Below are 16,378 nucleotides of genomic sequence, written 5' to 3'. Positions count from 1 at the left end.
AAGTGCGGGCACGTCGTCAGCCGCTCAACGCCAGCAGCCGCCATGCCAACTCCCGTGCCGCCAGGTCCGGATGCGGGGTTCCGTCGCACAGGGAGCCGGAGACCACGCGGCGCGGGGAGAAGGCGATGTGCTCCACGGCGGGACGGGCCGCCGCCGGGAGCAGCCGCATCGCCGTCAGCGCGCGCAGCGCGCCGGGATACGGCTGGTGCGGATCGCCGTGGCGGGCGAGCTGGTCCGCGATCACCGGCGCCGTGTCACGCGTACGGCCGGTGACCCGCCAGATCGCGGCTGCGGCGTCCGCCCTGCTCTCCCGGCTCGGCGCCTTCAGCCGTTCCTCCACCAGGGGCAGCAACACCGCCGCACGCGGGCCGAGTTCGGCCGCGACCCGGACGGCTGCGCTACGCCGCCCCACGGCGTCCGGCAGCGCCCGTACGATGTCCACGGCCGGCCCCTCCTCGCCCGTGACCCGCGCCAGCGCCGCCGTCAGGTCGCCGGCCCCGGCCCGTGCGCGCAGGGCCCGCACGGCGGCCGGGCCGGCCGATTGGCCTAGGTCCTGTCCGGCGGATGCCGGCAGCAGACGGACCAGATCGTCCACATGTCCGGCCGCGAGCGCGGGGAAGTCCCGTAGCGCGTCGGCCCATTCGGTGCGCGGCCGGGCCGCGACCCGCCGTACGACCGGTTCGGCCGCCGCGCCGTACACCTCCACGGCGGCGGCCACGACCGCACCGCCCGCGCTGAGCGGAGTCATCCGCAACGTGGCCGCCTCTTCGGTCAGTTCATCCATGAGACGCAGGACGAGACCGATCGCGCCGGGCGCTCGCAGCCGTATCGCCGCGAGGGTCGACGCCACCCGTACGGCCGGGTCATCGGACGTCAGATGGGGCGCCAGCCACGGCGCGGGCTCACCGCCCGCGAGCGCGGCGCCCACCCGCGCCACCCGGCACAGGTCCTCCGCGTCCACGGCCGACGCGGCGAGCCACGGCAGGACGTCCCTCTCACGGTCGCGCCAGACCTCGGTCAGTTCCCACGCCAGTGGCAGGCCCCGCTCCACCGCGCGCAGGGCCGCGTCGGGGTCGTCCAGCAGCCGGTCCATGAGCGGCCGGTAGGAGTCGGGCCAGGGATGGTGCGTCTCATCGGCGGGCGCCGACTCGTGGGCGTCGACCGCCGCCGCCACCAGGGCGGGAGGCAGCGGCAGTTGAGCCGTACGCAGCAGATCCGTCACGGCCGCCCTGCGCACCGGCGGCTCCGGCGCCGACAGCAGTGCGCGGGCGCGCGCGCCGCTGGTGTACGGCGAGACGTCGAGCAGACCGAGCGCCGTGACGAGGTCGGCCCGTACGTCGGCGTCGCGCTCCTCCTCCAGCCGCGCCCGCAGCAGCGGGAGCAGCGGCAGGGACGCGTCCTCGCAGGCGGCGACGGTCCACACCATCGCCCGCCGCACGGCCGGGTCCTCGTCGGCCACCAGGCCCAGCAGCGCGGGCAGCGCCACGGCCACGGCCCGGCGCACCTGCCGGTACTCGCGGCCCGTCACGCCGGCCGCGCCGTGCAGGAGCCACAGCAGCCGCAGCGGGTCGCCAGGGCCTTCCAGCGCGAGCCGCGCGAGGAAGGGCACGGCGGCGGCGGTCGCCGAGAAGGCGTTCCCGAACATGCGGATCAACGCGGTGGAACCGGGCTTCACCGCGACGGACCTGAACATGAACATGGGGACGCAGACCGTCGAGGAGGGCGCGGAGATCATCGTCCGGATGGCGCAGGTGGGCCCGGACGGCCCGACCGGGGGCTACTTCGGCATGGAGGGTTCGATGCCCTGGTAGCTGTCGGCGTCCGCGGATCACGGACCGGTCCGCTCCAGGTCGGCGGGGAGCCGTTGCCCGGTCAGCGGACGCCGTACCCGCTCCGTCCGGTCCGGCGCCGCGAGCCAGCCGTCGAGGAGCCGCCGCCGCTGACGGGTACGGCGGGCGTCGTCGTCCGATACGGACCGGGTGCGACGCCCCGAGACGGGCGCTTGACTTCGAGAGCGCTCCAATACGTACCGTCGTGGCATGACTACTCCTCAGCACAAGATCGGTTCAGGATTCGGCGCGACGAGCACCGCCGAGGAGGTTCTGCGGGGTGTGGATCTCGACGGCAAGCTCGCGGTCGTCACCGGTGGTTACTCGGGTCTCGGGCTGGAGACGACGCGCGCTCTGGTCGGCGCCGGCGCCCATGTCGTGGTGCCCGCCAGGCGGCCCGCCGTCGCCGAGGAGGCCGTCGCGGGGATCGCGGGAGCGACGGGCCGGGTCGAGGTCGACGAGCTCGACCTCGGTGACCTCGACAGCGTCCGGGCCTTCGCCGAGCGGTTCCTCGCCTCCGGGCGCGGCATCGACATGATGATCGGCAACGCCGGGATCATGGCATGCCCCGAGACCCGCGTGGGACCGGGCTGGGAGGCGCAGTTCGCGACGAACCACCTCGGTCACTACGCACTCGTCAACCGCCTCTGGCCCGCGATCGAGCCCGGCGGCGCACGCGTCATCTCCGTGTCGTCGGCCGGCCACCGCCAGTCGCCCATCCGCTGGGACGACGTGTCGTTCGAGCGGGGTTACGACAAGTGGCAGGCGTACGGCCAGGCGAAGACCGCCAACGTGCTGTTCGCCGTGCACCTCGACGCGCTCGGCAAGGACGCCGGCGTCCGGGCCTTCTCGCTTCACCCCGGTGGCATCCTCACGCCGCTCCAGCGGCACCTTCCCAAGGAGGAGATGGTCGCCTTCGGGTGGATCGACGAGGAGGGCAATGTGCTCAACACGTCGTTCAAGACGCCCGAGCAGGGCGCGGCGACGCAGGTGTGGGCGGCGACCTCGCCTCAGTTGGCGGGCGCCGGCGGCGTGTACTGCGAGGACTGCGACATCGCCGAACCCGCCGACGAGGCCGACTTCAAGGGTGGCGTACGCGCGTACGCGACGGACCCCGAGCAGGCGGCGCGGCTGTGGAAGCTCTCCGCCGAACTCACGGGCGTCGACGCGTTCGCGACGGCCGGCTGAGCGAACGGCGAAACGAACGGCGAAACGAACGGCGAGGCGGGCGGCGGGGCCGGCGGCTCACAGGTCGGGCAGGTTCTCCCGTACGTACTGCTCCGTCCGCGCCGCGTCGCGCCGGCCCACGTCCACGCTCAGCACGTGCCAGTCCGTCCCGGCCAGCAGCCGCACCGTCAACTCCTCTTCCCGGCGCAGGTGTTCGGCAGCCGACGACAGGTCCTTGACGGACCGGGTACCGGGCGAGTCGCCGAGCTTGGTGACGTACCAGTCCTCCCAGTCCGGGCCCTCGCGCTCGACGGCGCGGCGCAGGGCGGTGTCCGGGTCGTCCCGCAGATACACCACGGTCACCCGGGTCGGCCGGACCGCCTCTTCCAGGTCGGCCAGGACGGTGGAGATCACGCTCTCGTCGTGGCCCCATGCCACGAGTGAGGGGATGAACGGCAGCAGCGCGTCCGTGACCAGTACGTCCACGCCTGCGGCGCGGGACCGTGCGACGTAGTCGCGGGTGGACTCGACCAGCGTGGCGGGCCGCACACTGCCGGTGCCGTCGGCGAACTCCTCGGCGACGGGGCGGAAGGACGGGCGGCTGAGGATGTCCGCCTCCTCGAAGTGGTCGACGGTCGCACCCGATTCGGCGGCCCGACGGGCGATGGCGCGGCAGAGTGTCGACTTGCCGACTCCGGGACTGCTGCCGACAACTGCGATCATGTGTCCGGTCACCGGGGTCATCGCGGCAGTCTCGCACGCGGGCATCGACCAGGCGTGAGCGCCGATCACACAGCGGCGCCGCTCACGCGGGAGCGCCGCTCACGCGCGGGCGTCGAGGCGCAGGCTCCAGCGGCCGGGGCCGCCCATGAGGGTGATCGTGGACAGCGGGCGGACGTCCACGTTCCAGAAGGTCGGCGCGGGGGCGTGCAGGGCGTAGACGAGCGCCGCCCTGATGACCGCCGGTTCGGCGACGGCCACGATGGCGCCGACGTCGTCGGCCGGGCGTGTGTCCAGCCAGCCCCCTATGCGGGAGATGAACGCCAGCAGCGGCTCACCGCCGTGCGGGGCCGAGCGGGGATCGGCGAGCCAGGCGTCCACGGCTGCGGGTTCGCGGGCGGCGACGTCCGCGAACGTACGGCCACGCCAGCGGCCCATGTCGCAGTCCCTGAGGGCCGGCTGGACGAGGGGCGCGTAACCGAGGGCCTCGCCGGTCGCGCGGCTGCGCGCGGTGGGCGAGCAGTAGCGCAGATCGGCGGCGGCCAGCGGCACAAGCGCGTGCGCGACGAGCTGCACCTCGTGCCAGCCGGTCTGGTCGAGGGGGCGGTCGTCGTCGAAACGTTCGGCGAGTGGCGCTGAGCTGCGCGCGGCGGCGACCAACGTGACGCGAACACTCATGTCGGGATCGTGGGCCCGAAAGCCGTACAGGTCAAGAGGGGGGCTGAAGGTCCAGAGTCATCCACATCAGGGGGTTTTCGAGCGACTTGAACCCCACCTTCTCGTAGACGCCGTGGGCGTCCTCCGTGGCGAGCATCACGCGCCGCAGCCCGAGCGTGGCGAGGTGGTCGCGTGCGGCGGCGACCAGTTCGGTGCCGAGGCCCTTGCCCCGGGCGACGGGGTCGACGTATACGTCGCAGAGCCAGGCGAAGGTGGCGTGGTCGGTGACGACGCGGCCGTAGGCGACCTGCTCGCCCGACGCGGTGTCGTAGACGCCGAAGTTGAGCGATCCGGCGATCGCCCTGTCCTGGACGGCGCGGCTGCGGCCGAGGGCCCAGTACGCGTCGGTGGACAGCCAGCGGTGGATCCGGTCCGCGTCGAGGCGTGCGGGGTCGGTCGAGATGTCGTACGCGGCGGAGGCCGTCGGCTCGGTCATGGCGGAAGGTTGCCAGGTGGCGGGTCCGTTGTCAGTGGCGGATGCCACGATCGGGGCATGTGGTCAGCTCAGTACTTCGTCGCAGGCGGTACGCAGCCGCCGCACGCCGTCGGCGATCTCCTGCGGTCCGGCTACGGCCGCGTAGCCCAACCGGAGGTGGCCCGCGGAGGGTTCGGCGCAGAAATAGGGCCGACCGGGCGTGACGGCGACGCCCGCGCGCAGCGCCGCGGAGACCAGGGCCTGTTCGTCGGCCCCGTCGGGCAGCCGCAGCCACAGGTGATAGCCGCCCGGCGGGACGTGCGGGAGGGCCAGTTCGGGCAGGTGTTGGCGGACGGCCGCGGTCATGGCGATCCTGCGGTTCTGCAATTCCCTTGAGATGAACCGCAGATGGCGGCTCCAGGCGGGTGAGCCGACCAGTTCGAGCGCGGCTTCCTGGAGGGGGCGGGCGACGAAGAAGCAGTCCACGACATGGATGGCGCGGAGCCGTTCGAGCACCGGGCCACGGGCGGCCAGCACGCCGACCCGGAGGCTCGGTGAGGTCGCCTTGGTGAGGGAGCAGACGTGGACGACCACTCCGTCCGGGTCGTCGGCGGCGAGGGGGCCGGGCAGCGGGCCGGCGTCCTCGTGGATGAGACGGCGCACGAAGTCGTCCTCCACAACGAAGGCGCCGGCCTCGCGGGCGATACGCAGCACCTCGGGCCGGCGCGCGGCGGAGAGGACCGCACCGGTGGGGTTCTGGACGAGGGGCTGGCAGACGAACACCCGTGCGCCGGTGGCGCGGAAGGCGGAGGCGAGGAGTTCGGGGCGTACGCCGTCGGCGTCCACGGGTACGGGGACGGGCCGGACTCCGGCGGCCCGTGCGATGGCGAGCATGCCGGGATAGGTGGGTGATTCGACGAGGACGGGCGCGCCGGGCGGGGCGAGTGCGCGCAGCGCGGTGGTCAGGGCGCTCTGGCCGCCGGAGGTGACGAGCACATCGGCGGCGGTCCAGCTGTCGCCGATGTCGCGGGCGAACCATTCGCGGAGTTCGGGCAGTCCGTCGGTGGGCGGGCGGCTCCACGCGCCGGGGCGTCGTCCGGCGCGGGCCAGGGCGGCGGCCATGGCCTGCTCGGGCTGGAGGGAGGAGTGCAGATAGCCGCCGTTGAACTCGATCACGCCGGGCGGGGGCACGGCGAGGGTGGTCAGCACGGCGGAGGAGTCGACGCTGCGCGGGACGAGTTCGGTGGCGGCGTCGGCGCTGAGCGCGACCTCCTGCCAGGAGGTGTCCCTGGCCTGCGGTGTGCCGGGCCGGGCCGGTGCGCGGAAGGATCCGGCGCCGGGACGGGTGACTACCAGGCCCTCGGCGGAGAGCTGGGCCAGTGCCCGCGAGACGGTCACCGGAGAGACCCGGTGGCGCTCGACCAACTCCCTGCTGGACGGTAGCTTTCCACCAGGTGAGTAGCGGTTCAGCTCCGCTCGTAGCGATTTCGCCAAATCTGCCACACTGCTACGCTCTTGCATGACAGCACAGGATAGCGCTACTCATACCACCCCGGTAGCGGTCACCGGCGGCACACTCCTCGCGGCGGCGGGCGTCCTCGCCTTCTCGCTCACCTTCCCGGCGACGGTCTGGGGGCTGGAGAGTTTCGGCCCCTGGTCCCTGGTCGCGATACGCAGCGTGCTCGCCGCGCTCATCGCGGGCGGCTTCCTGCTGGCGCTGCGCGTGCCACTGCCGCGGCGGCGGCACTGGGGCGCGCTCGCCGTGGTGGCCTCCGGTGTGGTCCTGGGCTTCCCGATACTCACGACACTGGCCCTCCAGACGTCGACCACGGCGCACGCCGCCGTCGTGGTGGGGCTGCTGCCGCTGAGCACCGCCGCGTTCTCGGCGCTGCGTACCGGCAGGCGCCCGTCACGTACGTTCTGGAGCGCGGCCGTCGCGGGCGCGGCGGTGGTGATCGTCTTCACCCTCCAGCAGAGCGGCGGGGCCGTCTCGACCGGTGATCTGTATCTGTTCGGCGCGCTGCTGGTGTGCGCGGCCGGCTACACGGAGGGCGGGCGGCTGGCCCGGCTGATGCCCGGCTGGCAGGTGATCGGCTGGGCGCTGGTCGCGTGCCTGCCGCTCAATCTGGTGGTCTCGGCCGTGGCCCTGTCCTTCGAGCCGGTACAGCTGACGGCTCAGGGCGTGACCGGCCTGGTGTGGGTGGCGGCGGGGTCGACCTTCTTCGGTCTCTACGTCTGGTATCGGGGCATGGCCTCGATCGGGGTCGAGAAGGCCAGCCAGCTCCAGCTGGCCCAACCGCTGCTGACCCTGGTCTGGTCGGTGCTGCTGCTCGGGGAGCACCTGGCGACGGCCGCGCCGCTGGCGGCCGTCGCCGTACTGCTGTGCATCGCGGTCACCCAGCGCGCCCGCGCCTAGGCCGTGTCCGCGGCAGGCTTTGTGTCAGCCCCGCCGTGGCGGGCGGACCCGCGTCGTGTAGTGGTCGGCCACCGCCCTCGCGAACGCGCCGTTCTTGTCGTTCACGCACTCCAGCGCGGAGAAGTAGCAGTGCCCCCGCACCTCCGGGTACTGCTTCGCGAAGGTCAGATGACGGGAGACCTCCGCCACGTCCTGCCACGGTGCGGGCTGGGCGGGGTCGCCGGCCTTGTAGAGGGCCTCGCCGATGTAGAGGTCGACGTCCGTCCCCTTCACCACCTCGCTCCACCAGGGCACGAGCTTCGCGTAGTCGGCCGCGGCGAAGCCGATGTTCCAGTAGACCTGCGGAGTGATGTAGTCGATCCAGCCCTCCTTGACCCACTTCCTGGTGTCGGCGTACAGGTCGTCGTAGGTCTGCACGCCGGCCTTGGTGTCGGAGCCCGTCGGGTCGGTGGCGATGTTGCGCCACACCCCGAACGGGCTGATGCCGAAGGCGACATGCTTCTTGATCTGCTTGATCCGCTCCGCCGTCTCGCGCACCAGCCGGTCGGTGTTGTCCCGCCGCCAGGAGGCCTTGTCGGGGAAGCCGGCGCCGTGCTCCGCGTACTGGGCGTCGTCGTTGAAGACCTGACCGGCGACCGGGTACGGATAGAAGTAGTCGTCCCAGTGCACGCCGTCGATGTCGTAGCGCCGTACGGCGTCGAGCATCGCGTCCTGGACGAACTTCCTGACCTCGGGGATGCCCGGGTTGTAGTACAGCTTTCCGCCGTACGGCAGGATCCACTCCGGATGCAGCCGCGCCGGGTGGTTCGGGACCAGCCGGGAGGGGTCCGTGTGATTGGCGACGCGGTACGGGTTGAACCAGGCGTGCAGTTCGAGACCGCGCTTGTGGGCCTCCTTCACGGCCGTACCCAGCGGGTCCCAGCCCGGATCCTTGCCCTGGACTCCGGTCAGATACTCGGCCCACGGCTCGTACGGCGAAGGCCACAGCGCGTCGGCGGTCGGCCGCACCTGGAAGACGACCGTGTTCAGCTTCCGGTCGACGGCGGTGTCGAGGAACTTGAGCAGTTCGGCGCGCTGTTGGGCCGCCGGCAGTCCGGGCTTCGACGGCCAGTCCCGGTTCACGACCGTGGCGAGCCACATCCCGCGCATCTCGCGGCGCTCGCTGTGCCGATCACCGGTGGTCGCGGCGACGACGTCCGTCGCCATCGCCAGTGACGTCAGCGCACCCGCCGTGACCGTCACGAACCGTCTTCTACCGATTTCCCGCATTTACTGACCCCTCGTCGGTTAACTCGGACAGATGCTGCCGCACAGCATGCCCGCCCCGGCCCGCCGTGCACACACCTGCGCGGAGTAACGTCGGGGCCGTGGCGGGCACCGGAATCACACGGAGCCCCGCAGGACAGGGACCAGCGAAAGGCACGATGTGACCGACATCGAACGCGTCGGAGTGGTGGGCTGCGGCCAGATGGGCGCAGGCATCGCGGAGGTGTGCGCCCGCAGCGGCCTCCGGGTGATGGTCGCCGAGACCACCGGTGAGGCCCTGGAGATTGGGCGCACCCGCCTCTACAACTCCCTCTCGAAGGCCGCCGAACGCGGCAAGATCACCGAGGAGGAGCGCGACGCGACGCTCGACAGACTCAGCTTCACCACCGATCTCGGGGAGTTCGCCGACCGCGATCTGGTGATCGAGGCCGTTGTCGAGAACGAGCAGATCAAGACGGAGATCTTCCAGGTCCTCGATCAGGTCGTGACCCGGCCCGACGCGATCCTGTCGTCCAACACCTCCTCCATCCCGCTGGTGAAGCTGGCCGTCGCGACGTCGCGTCCCGACCAGGTCATCGGCATCCACTTCTTCAACCCGGCACCGGTCCAGCAGCTGGTCGAGCTGATCCCGGCGCTGACGACCTCCGACGACACGGTCAAGCGCGCCGAGGCCGTCGTCCAGGACGTGCTGGGCAAGCACGCGATCCGCGCCCAGGACCGGTCCGGTTTTGTGGTGAACGCCCTTCTCATTCCTTATCTGCTGTCGGCGATCCGGATGTTCGAGTCCGGCATCGCGAGCCGTGAGGACATCGACAACGGCATGGAGATGGGCTGCGCCCACCCCATGGGCCCGCTCAAGCTCGCGGATCTGATCGGCCTGGACACCGTGGCCTCGGTCGCCGATTCGATGTACGCGGAGTACAAGGAACCGCTGTACGCCGCTCCCCCGCTGCTCCAGCGCATGGTGGACGCGGGGCGCCTCGGCCGTAAGACGGGGTCGGGCTTCTACCCGTACGGCTGAACCGCCCCCGGCCGGTGACCTGTCCGCCGCCCGGCCTCAGGTGATGGAGGATCGGCGGCCCGCCGCCGCCATGCCCCAATCGGCTGTGGGGGGGGGGGGGGGGGGGGCGGGCGGGGGGGGGCCCCCCCCCCACCCCCCCCCCCCCCCCCCCCGCCCCCCCCCCCCCCCCCCCCCGGGGGGGGGGGGGCCCCCCCCCCCCGGGGGGGCCCCCCCCCCCCCACAGCCGTTCACCGCGTACCGACGCGGCTCACGCCCCGCGCAGCACCGCCCCGGTGCGCTCGGCGGCCAGCGCCACCGCGGCGTCGCGCGCGGCGGTGGCCTCGTCCACGGTCAGCGTCCGGTCGCCGGCGCGGAAGCGCAGCGCGTACGCCAGGGACTTCCGCCCCTCGCCCAGCTGCTCACCGGTGAACACGTCGAACAGCCGCACCGATTCGAGCAGTTCGCCCGCGCCTTCGCCGAGCGCCCGCTCCACATCGGCGGCCGGCACGTCCTCGGCCACCACCAGCGCCACGTCCTGCGTGGCGACCGGGAAGGTCGAGATCCGCGGCGCCCGCAGCGCGCCCGTGCCCGCCCGCTCCACGAGATCCAGTTCCAGCTCCATGGCGCAGGTGCGCTCCGGCAGGCCGTACGCCTTGATGACGCGCGGGTGCAGCTCACCGGCGTGGCCGACCAGCGTCCGCTCGCCGTCCACCGTCGCGTACAGCGCCGCGCAGCGGCCCGGGTGCCACGGCGCGTGCTGGTCGGCCTCGACGCTCAGCTCGACGCCCGCCTCGGCGGCGACCGTACGGGCCGCCTCGACCGCGTCCGCCCAGTCGGCGGGGCGGCCCTTGCCCCACCAGCCGGCCTGCTCGCGCGCACCGGCGAGGACGACGGCCGCGCGGCGCGGCTGCCGGGGCAGCGCGGCGTCGAGTGTCGCCAGCTCCTCCGGCGAGGGACGCCGGTCGACGGGCAGCCTGGCCGGCACCTTCTCCTCGCCCGTGGGCCGGAAGACGAGGCCCGTCTCGTACAGCGCGAGGTCGTGCGAGCCACGGCCGTCGTTACGGCGCAGCGCGCCGAGGAGACCTGGCAGCAGCGTCGTGCGCATGGCGGGCTCGGTGTCCGCGAGCGGGTTGACGAGCGTGACCGTACGGCGACGGTCGTCGTCGGCGGGCAGTCCGAGCTGGTCGAGCTGCGCCTCGCCCATGAACGGGTAGTTCAGCACCTCGACATAGCCGGCGCCGGCCAGCGCGCGGCCGACCCTGCGGTGCAGCCGCTGCCGTTCCGTGAGCCCGCGTCCGGCCGGCGGCCTGGGCAGCGTGGAGGGCAGGTTCTCGTACCCCTCCAGCCGGATGACCTCTTCGGCGAGGTCGTTGATCTCGCGCAGGTCGGGACGCCAGCTCGGGACGGTGACGATCAGCTCGTCCTGTCCCTGGGCGTCGCAGCCGATCTCCTGGAGCCGGCGGACGACGGTCTCCCTGCCGTACGCGAGACCGGCCACCTTGTCGGGGTGGTCGGCGGACATACGGATGGTGTGCGGCCCGGTCGGCGCGACGACCTCGGTGACGCCGGCCTCCGCCGAACCGCCCGCGAGCAGCACGAGCAGATCGACGGTCCGCTGCGCCGCGGCGGAGGCGGCGTGCGGGTCGACACCGCGCTCGAAGCGCCTGGACGCCTCGGAGGGCAGCTTGTGCCGGCGCGCGGTGCGCGCGATCGAGATCGGGTCGAAGTGCGCCGCCTCGATGACGACCTCGGTGGTGCCGCTCGCCGGGCGCCCGGCGGCGGACGACGACAGCGGGCTGGCCACGATCTCGCCGTCGGCGATCTCGGTGTCGGCGCCGCCCATCACACCGGCGATACCGATCGGACCGCGGTCGTCGGTGATGACGAGGTCCGCCGCGTCCAGGACGCGCTTGACGCCGTCGAGCGTGGTCAGCTCCTCGCCCTGCTCGGCACGCCGGACGCCGATCGCGCCCTCCACCCGGTGGCGGTCGTACGCGTGCAGCGGCTGGCCGATCTCCAGCATCACGTAGTTGGTGATGTCGACGGCCAGCGAGATCGGCCGCATGCCGGCCTTCTGGAGCCGGCGCTTGAGCCAGATCGGGGACCGTGCCTCGGGGTCGAGCCCGGTGACCGTACGCGCGGTGAAGTGGTCGCAGCCGACCGGGTCGGCGATCTCCACGCGGTGGCCGTACGAGTTCGGCGCGGGCACGTCGAGCAGCGCCGGGTCGCGCAGCGGGAGCCCGTACGCGATGGCGGCCTCGCGGGCGATGCCGCGCATCGACAGGCAGTAGCCGCGGTCGGGGGTGACGGCGATGTCGAGGACCTCGTCGACGAGCTGGAGCAGCTCGATCGCGTCGGTGCCGACCTCGTACTCCGGCGGCAGGACGATGATGCCGCCACTGCCGTCGTCGCCCATGCCCAGCTCGCCGCTGGAGCAGATCATGCCGTGGGAGGTCCTGCCGTACGTCTTGCGGGCGGAGATCTCGAATCCGCCGGCCAGCACGGCGCCGGGCAGCACCACGACGACCTTGTCACCGACGGCGAAGTTCCGGGCGCCGCAGATGACTTCCTGCGGCTCACCGGTGCCGTTGGCGTCGCCCACGTCGAGGGTGCAGAAGCGGATGGGCTTCTTGAACTCGGTCAGCTCCTCGATCGTGAGGACCTTGCCGACGACGAGGGGGCCCTTGAGGCCGGCGCCGAGCTGTTCGACCGTCTCGACCTCAAGGCCGGCGGGGACGAGCCTGGCCTGCACGTCGCGGCCGGTCTCGGTGGCCGGCAGGTCGACGTACTCCCGCAGCCAGGAAATCGGGACGCGCATCAGATCTCCATCCCGAACGGCCGGGTGAACCGGACGTCACCCTCGACCATGTCTCGCATGTCTTCGACGTTGTGGCGGAACATCAGCATCCGCTCGATGCCGAACCCGAAGGCGAATCCGCTGTACTTCTGGGGGTCGACGCCGCAGGCGATGAGCACCTTCGGGTTGACCATGCCGCAGCCGCCCAGCTCGATCCAGCCCTCGCTGCCGCAGGTGCGGCAGGGCCGGTCCGGGTTGCCGACGGACTCGCCGCGGCACACGTAGCAGACCATGTCCATCTCGGCGGACGGCTCGGTGAAGGGGAAGAAGTTCGGCCGCAGCCGGGTCTTCATGCCCTCACCGCCGAACAGCTCCTGGACCATGTGGTCGAGGGTGCCCTTGAGGTCGGCCATGGTGAGGCCCTCGTCCACGGCGAGCAGTTCGACCTGGTGGAAGACCGGGGTGTGGGTGGCGTCCAGTTCGTCCGTGCGGTAGACGCGCCCCGGACAGATGACATAGACGGGCGGCTCACGGTCGAGCAGGGCGCGCGCCTGGACCGGCGAGGTGTGCGTACGCAGCACGACTCCGGACTCGTCGCCGGACGTGCCCTCCGGGCCCTGGACGAAGAACGTGTCCTGCATCTGGCGCGCCGGGTGGTCGGGCACGAAGTTCAGGGCGTCGAAGTTGAACCACTCCGCCTCGGCCTCGGGACCGTCCGCCACCGCGTAGCCCATGGCCGTGAAGATGTCGGCGATGCGCTCCATGAGGGTGGTCAGCGGGTGCCGGGCGCCGGCGGGGACGCGGTCGTACGGCAGCGTGACGTCCACCGCCTCCTCGACCAGCACGCGCGTGTCACGCTCGGCCTCCAGCTCCGCCTGCCGGGCGGCGAGGGCCTTGTTCACGGCGCCGCGGGCCTGGCCGACGCGCTTGCCCGCCTCGGCCTTGGCCTGCGGCGGCAGCGCGCCGATCTCGCGGTTGGCGAGCGACAGGGGCGAGGTGCCGCCGGCGTGCGCCGTCTTCGCGTGGGCGAGCGCTTCGAGGTCACCGGCGGCGGCGAAGGCGGCGAAGGCCTCGTCCCGCATGCGCTCGATCTCTTCGGGTTTCAGCGCCTCGACCTCGACTGGGTCGTACGACTTGTTGGGTGCGGACATCTCTTCCCGTACTTCCGGTTGCCTGGGCGAAAACGACCCCGCTCGATGGCCGAGGACGCAAAGGTGCCAAGGGTCGAGTCTAAAGGCCGTACGGAGTGGTGAAGCCCGTGGGCGGTCTCAGGCCAGATAGGCCGGGGCGCCGACGGGCAGGATAAATCGGAACTGGGCGCCGCCGCCGGGTCCGCGGCCGACGGTGATCGTCCCGCCGTGCGCCTCGACGATGCCCTTGACGATGTACAGGCCCAGGCCGGTCCCACCGCGCTTGCTCCCCCGCCAGAAGCGGGTGAAGACGCGGCCCATCGACTCCTCGGGAATGCCGGGGCCTTCGTCGCTCACGGTGACCGCTGTTCCTTTCGCGCCGCCGTCGGCGTGGGTGTGCTCCGCGTGCGCGTGGTCGGCGTGCGCGGACTCGACGGGTTTGACCTGGGCGGGTGCCACCTCGATGGTGACGGTTCCCTCGCCGTGGCGCACGGCGTTTTCCAGCAGGTTGCCGAGTATCTGGTCGATCTTGTCGGGGTCGGCCCAGAGCGCGGGCAGCGGCTGCTGGATCCGTACGAGGAAACGGTCGGGTGACTGTCCGGACGCGGTGATGGACTGGATGTGGCGTCCGACGGCGGTGGGGATGTCGACGGGCTGGCGGCGCACTTCGAGGCGGCCGGAGTCGATCCGGGAGATGTCGAGCAGTTCGGCGATCAGCCTGGTCACGCGGTTGGCGTCGGCGTCGACGGTCTCCAGCATGAGCCGCTTCTGGTCGTCGGTGAACCGCTCCCACTTGGCGAGCAGCGTCGCGGTGAAGCCCTTCACGGAGGTGAGCGGGGAGCGCAGCTCGTGCGCGACAGTCGCGATCAGCTCGGCGTGGCTGCGTTCGGTACGGCGGCGGGCCTCGGTGCCGCGGATGCTGATCACGAGCCGGCGTACGGGCCCCTGGGGGTACGCGCGCACGTAGCGGGCCGAGACCAGGACCTCACGGCCGCCGGGCAGCAGCAGATTGCGCTCGGGCTGGCCGAAGCGGGTGAGGAGACCGCCGTACGGATCGGTGAGCGTCCACCAGCGGCGGCCTTCGAGGTCTTCGAGCGGCAGGGCGCGCTCCAGCGGGCTGCCGACGGCATCGGCGGCGACGACGGCGGTGATCCGGGCGGCGGCGGCGTTGAAGCAGATCACGCGGCCCGTCTCGTCGGCGACGACGAGGCCGTCGGGGAGGTCGTCGGGATCGATCCCGAAGCCCGGCCCCGGGTCCGGGGGAACGGCGCCGCCGGGATCAGGACTGACCGGTCCTCGCGTGATGGCCGACCCTCTCGCCCCCACCGTCATGCCCGCATCCCACCTCTTCCGAAGGGCACAGTGGGCCCGACGTGTCCGTCACCCTACTCGCTCTCATCGCTCAAGGTGACCGCGCGGACCCCCTCAGCTCCCGGCGCGGACACGCTGCGCCCGAGCCGAGGCGTAGAGACATACGGCCGCGGCGGTCGCGAGGTTCAGACTCTCCGCCCTGCCGTGGATCGGGACGCGTACGACGGCGTCCGCGAGCGCCCGGGTCTCGGCGGGCAGACCCCATGCCTCGTTGCCGAAGATCCAGGCGGTCGGGCCGCCCATGGTGCCCGCGTCCAGCTCGTCGTCGAGGTCGTCGTCGCCCGCCCCGTCGGCGGCCAGGACGCGGACTCCCGCGCCCCGCAGGCCCGCCACGGCCTCTTCGACGGGGACGCCGACGGCGACCGGCAGATGGAAGAGCGAACCGACGGACGCGCGGACCGACTTGGGGTTGTAGAGGTCGACGGACGCGTCGGTGAGGACAACGGCGTCGGCGCCCGCGGCGTCCGCGCAGCGCAGCACGGTGCCCGCGTTGCCGGGGTCGCGTACGTGCGCCAGGACGGCGACGAGGCGGGGCCGCGCCCGCAGGACGGACTCGAACGGCGAGTCCAGGAACCGGCAGACGCCGAGCAGGCCCTGCGGGGTGACGGTCTGGGAGAGGTCGGCGACGACGGTGTCGTCCGCGTGGTGCACCTGCGCCCCGGCGGCGCGGGCGGCGGCGACGATGTCGGCGTACCGCTCGGCGGCCTCGACGGTGGTGAACAGCTCGATCAGTGTCGGGAGGCCGTCGTCACCCCGGTGCTCGACCGCTTCGCGTACGGCCTGCGGGCCCTCGGCAATGAACCGGCGTTCCTTGCCGCGGAAGGCGCGTCTGGCGAGCCGCCGTGCGGCGGTGACGCGCGGGGAACGCGGAGAGATCAGCTCGGGGGTGCCCATGGGCGGCGGCTCGCTTCTCGTGTCGCTTCTCGTGCGGACGTGCGCGCGCGTGGATGGGAGACGCGCGCGGGTACGTGCTCCGTGTACGGGAGTGGAACGCGCCGGACCCGCAGGCGGTGTGCCTGCGGGTCCGGCGGGAAGTGCTGCGATCAGGATCCGGGATCCATGACCGTGATCCGGCAGGGGATCAGGCAGCGGCCTTCGGGGCGTTGACGTCGCTCGGGAGCGCCTTCTGGGCGACCTCGACCAGCGCGGCGAACGCGGTGGCGTCGTTGACCGCCAGCTCGGCCAGGATCTTGCGGTCCACCTCGACGTTGGCGGCGTTGAGACCCTGGATGAGGCGGTTGTACGTCATGCCGTTCTGGCGGGCGGCGGCGTTGATCCGCTGGATCCACAGCCGGCGGAAGTCGCCCTTGCGCTTCTTGCGGTCGTTGTAGTTGTAGACCAGGGAGTGAGTGACCTGCTCCTTGGCCTTGCGGTACAGGCGCGAACGCTGGCCGCGGTAACCCTTGGCCTGTTCGAGAATCGCCCTGCGCTTCTTGTGGGCATTGACTGCCCGCTTGACGCGTGCCACTTGTTAACTCCTTGCAGCGGGGCTGGGTCCGGCGGGAATCACTCACCGCTCACCCGGCCCGAAACGAATTGGATCCCGGTCC

Annotated in this window: 15 protein-coding genes and 1 pseudogene; 4 read left to right on the top strand and 12 right to left on the bottom strand. The window is 72.3% G+C overall.

Translation table 11 applies throughout. The features are described from left to right. Positions 1 to 16: 16 nt before the first annotated feature. Entirely contained in the window at positions 17 to 1,645 is a 1,629-nt protein-coding gene (locus ACIBLA_RS12100; RefSeq protein WP_399198567.1) for a hypothetical protein, read from the bottom strand. Here ACIBLA_RS12100 and ACIBLA_RS12095 point away from each other — a divergent pair. Then, positions 1,629 to 1,811, top strand: a pseudogene (locus ACIBLA_RS12095) (short-chain dehydrogenase/reductase SDR); the annotation flags it as partial. The gene ACIBLA_RS12100 and the pseudogene ACIBLA_RS12095 overlap by 17 nt on opposite strands. Before the next feature lie 17 nt (positions 1,812 to 1,828). Here the strand turns inward: ACIBLA_RS12095 and ACIBLA_RS12090 are convergent. Then, positions 1,829 to 2,041: a hypothetical protein gene (locus ACIBLA_RS12090; protein WP_363244355.1), complete on the bottom strand. Its 213-nt coding sequence runs from the start codon at positions 2,039 to 2,041 to the stop codon at positions 1,829 to 1,831. On the opposite strand from ACIBLA_RS12090, the gene ACIBLA_RS12085 reads away from it, so the two are divergent. Further along, a complete protein-coding gene (locus tag ACIBLA_RS12085; RefSeq protein WP_399198500.1) occupies positions 2,040 to 3,017 on the top strand; it encodes an SDR family NAD(P)-dependent oxidoreductase in 978 nt (325 codons plus the stop codon). The genes ACIBLA_RS12090 and ACIBLA_RS12085 overlap by 2 nt on opposite strands. Positions 3,018 to 3,074: 57 nt before the next feature. Here the strand turns inward: ACIBLA_RS12085 and ACIBLA_RS12080 are convergent, their stop codons facing one another. The 4 genes from ACIBLA_RS12080 to ACIBLA_RS12065 all read right to left on the bottom strand — a co-directional run bounded on the left by ACIBLA_RS12080 (position 3,075) and on the right by ACIBLA_RS12065 (position 6,369). Further along, positions 3,075 to 3,740, bottom strand: a complete 666-nt coding sequence (locus ACIBLA_RS12080; protein WP_399198499.1) for an ATP-binding protein — start codon at positions 3,738 to 3,740, stop codon at positions 3,075 to 3,077. Between the two features lie 78 nt (positions 3,741 to 3,818). After that, positions 3,819 to 4,394 (bottom strand): histidine phosphatase family protein, encoded by a 576-nt coding sequence (locus tag ACIBLA_RS12075; RefSeq protein ID WP_363244358.1) that lies wholly within the window; start codon positions 4,392 to 4,394, stop codon positions 3,819 to 3,821. Between the two features lie 31 nt (positions 4,395 to 4,425). After that, on the bottom strand, positions 4,426 to 4,869 hold the full coding sequence (locus ACIBLA_RS12070) for a GNAT family N-acetyltransferase (RefSeq protein ID WP_363244359.1): 444 nt from the start codon (positions 4,867 to 4,869) through the stop codon (positions 4,426 to 4,428). Positions 4,870 to 4,932: 63 nt separating this feature from the next. Beyond that, positions 4,933 to 6,369: a PLP-dependent aminotransferase family protein gene (locus ACIBLA_RS12065; RefSeq protein WP_399198498.1), complete on the bottom strand. Its 1,437-nt coding sequence runs from the start codon at positions 6,367 to 6,369 to the stop codon at positions 4,933 to 4,935. Between ACIBLA_RS12065 and ACIBLA_RS12060 the strand changes: the two genes are divergently transcribed. Beyond that, positions 6,368 to 7,264 carry a DMT family transporter gene (locus ACIBLA_RS12060; protein WP_363244361.1) on the top strand — a complete coding sequence of 299 codons (897 nt, stop codon included), beginning with the start codon at positions 6,368 to 6,370 and terminating at the stop codon, positions 7,262 to 7,264. The genes ACIBLA_RS12065 and ACIBLA_RS12060 overlap by 2 nt on opposite strands. Before the next feature lie 24 nt (positions 7,265 to 7,288). On the opposite strand, the gene ACIBLA_RS12055 is transcribed toward ACIBLA_RS12060, so the two are convergent. Next, on the bottom strand, positions 7,289 to 8,533 hold the full coding sequence (locus ACIBLA_RS12055) for a glycoside hydrolase family 10 protein (RefSeq protein ID WP_399198497.1): 1,245 nt from the start codon (positions 8,531 to 8,533) through the stop codon (positions 7,289 to 7,291). A 157-nt stretch (positions 8,534 to 8,690) separates the two neighbouring features. On the opposite strand from ACIBLA_RS12055, the gene ACIBLA_RS12050 reads away from it, so the two are divergent. Continuing rightward, the gene (locus ACIBLA_RS12050) at positions 8,691 to 9,551 is read left to right on the top strand and encodes a 3-hydroxybutyryl-CoA dehydrogenase (protein ID WP_363244362.1); all 861 of its coding nucleotides are present in this window, start codon (positions 8,691 to 8,693) and stop codon (positions 9,549 to 9,551) included. 247 nt (positions 9,552 to 9,798) lie between these two features. Here the strand turns inward: ACIBLA_RS12050 and pheT are convergent, their stop codons facing one another. From pheT to rplT, 5 genes are all read right to left on the bottom strand, one after another. Continuing rightward, entirely contained in the window at positions 9,799 to 12,348 is a 2,550-nt protein-coding gene (pheT, locus tag ACIBLA_RS12045; RefSeq protein ID WP_399198496.1) for a phenylalanine--tRNA ligase subunit beta, read from the bottom strand. Then, a complete protein-coding gene (gene pheS, locus ACIBLA_RS12040) occupies positions 12,348 to 13,478 on the bottom strand; it encodes a phenylalanine--tRNA ligase subunit alpha (protein WP_363246456.1) in 1,131 nt (376 codons plus the stop codon). Before pheS ends, pheT begins: the two co-directional genes overlap by 1 nt. A gap of 117 nt (positions 13,479 to 13,595) precedes the next feature. Then, positions 13,596 to 14,789 carry an ATP-binding protein gene (locus ACIBLA_RS12035; protein ID WP_363246455.1) on the bottom strand — a complete coding sequence of 398 codons (1,194 nt, stop codon included), beginning with the start codon at positions 14,787 to 14,789 and terminating at the stop codon, positions 13,596 to 13,598. 93 nt (positions 14,790 to 14,882) lie between these two features. Beyond that, positions 14,883 to 15,722: a TrmH family RNA methyltransferase gene (locus ACIBLA_RS12030; protein WP_399198495.1), complete on the bottom strand. Its 840-nt coding sequence runs from the start codon at positions 15,720 to 15,722 to the stop codon at positions 14,883 to 14,885. Between the two features lie 187 nt (positions 15,723 to 15,909). After that, positions 15,910 to 16,296 (bottom strand): 50S ribosomal protein L20, encoded by a 387-nt coding sequence (gene rplT, locus ACIBLA_RS12025; RefSeq protein WP_363246453.1) that lies wholly within the window; start codon positions 16,294 to 16,296, stop codon positions 15,910 to 15,912. Between the last annotated feature and the right edge of the window lie 82 nt (positions 16,297 to 16,378).

Source organism: Streptomyces sp. NPDC050433 (assembly GCF_044458565.1).
GTDB lineage: Bacteria > Actinomycetota > Actinomycetes > Streptomycetales > Streptomycetaceae > Streptomyces.
Note: the sequence above shows the minus strand (reverse complement) of the source record. Positions and strands in the feature narration are given on the sequence as shown.

Excerpts from the sequence above, each read along its gene's own strand:
- ACIBLA_RS12030 (WP_399198495.1), bottom strand. The coding sequence starts at position 15,722 with ATGGGCACCCCCGAGCTGATCTCTCCGCGTTCCCCGCGCGTCACCGCC.
- ACIBLA_RS12085 (WP_399198500.1), top strand. The coding sequence starts at position 2,040 with ATGACTACTCCTCAGCACAAGATCGGTTCAGGATTCGGCGCGACGAGC.
- ACIBLA_RS12060 (WP_363244361.1), top strand. The coding sequence starts at position 6,368 with ATGACAGCACAGGATAGCGCTACTCATACCACCCCGGTAGCGGTCACC.
- pheS (WP_363246456.1), bottom strand. The coding sequence starts at position 13,478 with ATGTCCGCACCCAACAAGTCGTACGACCCAGTCGAGGTCGAGGCGCTG.
- ACIBLA_RS12100 (WP_399198567.1), bottom strand. The coding sequence starts at position 1,645 with ATGTTCGGGAACGCCTTCTCGGCGACCGCCGCCGCCGTGCCCTTCCTC.
- ACIBLA_RS12055 (WP_399198497.1), bottom strand. The coding sequence starts at position 8,533 with ATGCGGGAAATCGGTAGAAGACGGTTCGTGACGGTCACGGCGGGTGCG.
- ACIBLA_RS12035 (WP_363246455.1), bottom strand. The coding sequence starts at position 14,789 with ATGACGGTGGGGGCGAGAGGGTCGGCCATCACGCGAGGACCGGTCAGT.
- pheT (WP_399198496.1), bottom strand. The coding sequence starts at position 12,348 with ATGCGCGTCCCGATTTCCTGGCTGCGGGAGTACGTCGACCTGCCGGCC.
- ACIBLA_RS12075 (WP_363244358.1), bottom strand. The coding sequence starts at position 4,394 with ATGAGTGTTCGCGTCACGTTGGTCGCCGCCGCGCGCAGCTCAGCGCCA.
- ACIBLA_RS12070 (WP_363244359.1), bottom strand. The coding sequence starts at position 4,869 with ATGACCGAGCCGACGGCCTCCGCCGCGTACGACATCTCGACCGACCCC.
- ACIBLA_RS12080 (WP_399198499.1), bottom strand. The coding sequence starts at position 3,740 with ATGACCCCGGTGACCGGACACATGATCGCAGTTGTCGGCAGCAGTCCC.
- ACIBLA_RS12065 (WP_399198498.1), bottom strand. The coding sequence starts at position 6,369 with ATGCAAGAGCGTAGCAGTGTGGCAGATTTGGCGAAATCGCTACGAGCG.
- ACIBLA_RS12090 (WP_363244355.1), bottom strand. The coding sequence starts at position 2,041 with ATGCCACGACGGTACGTATTGGAGCGCTCTCGAAGTCAAGCGCCCGTC.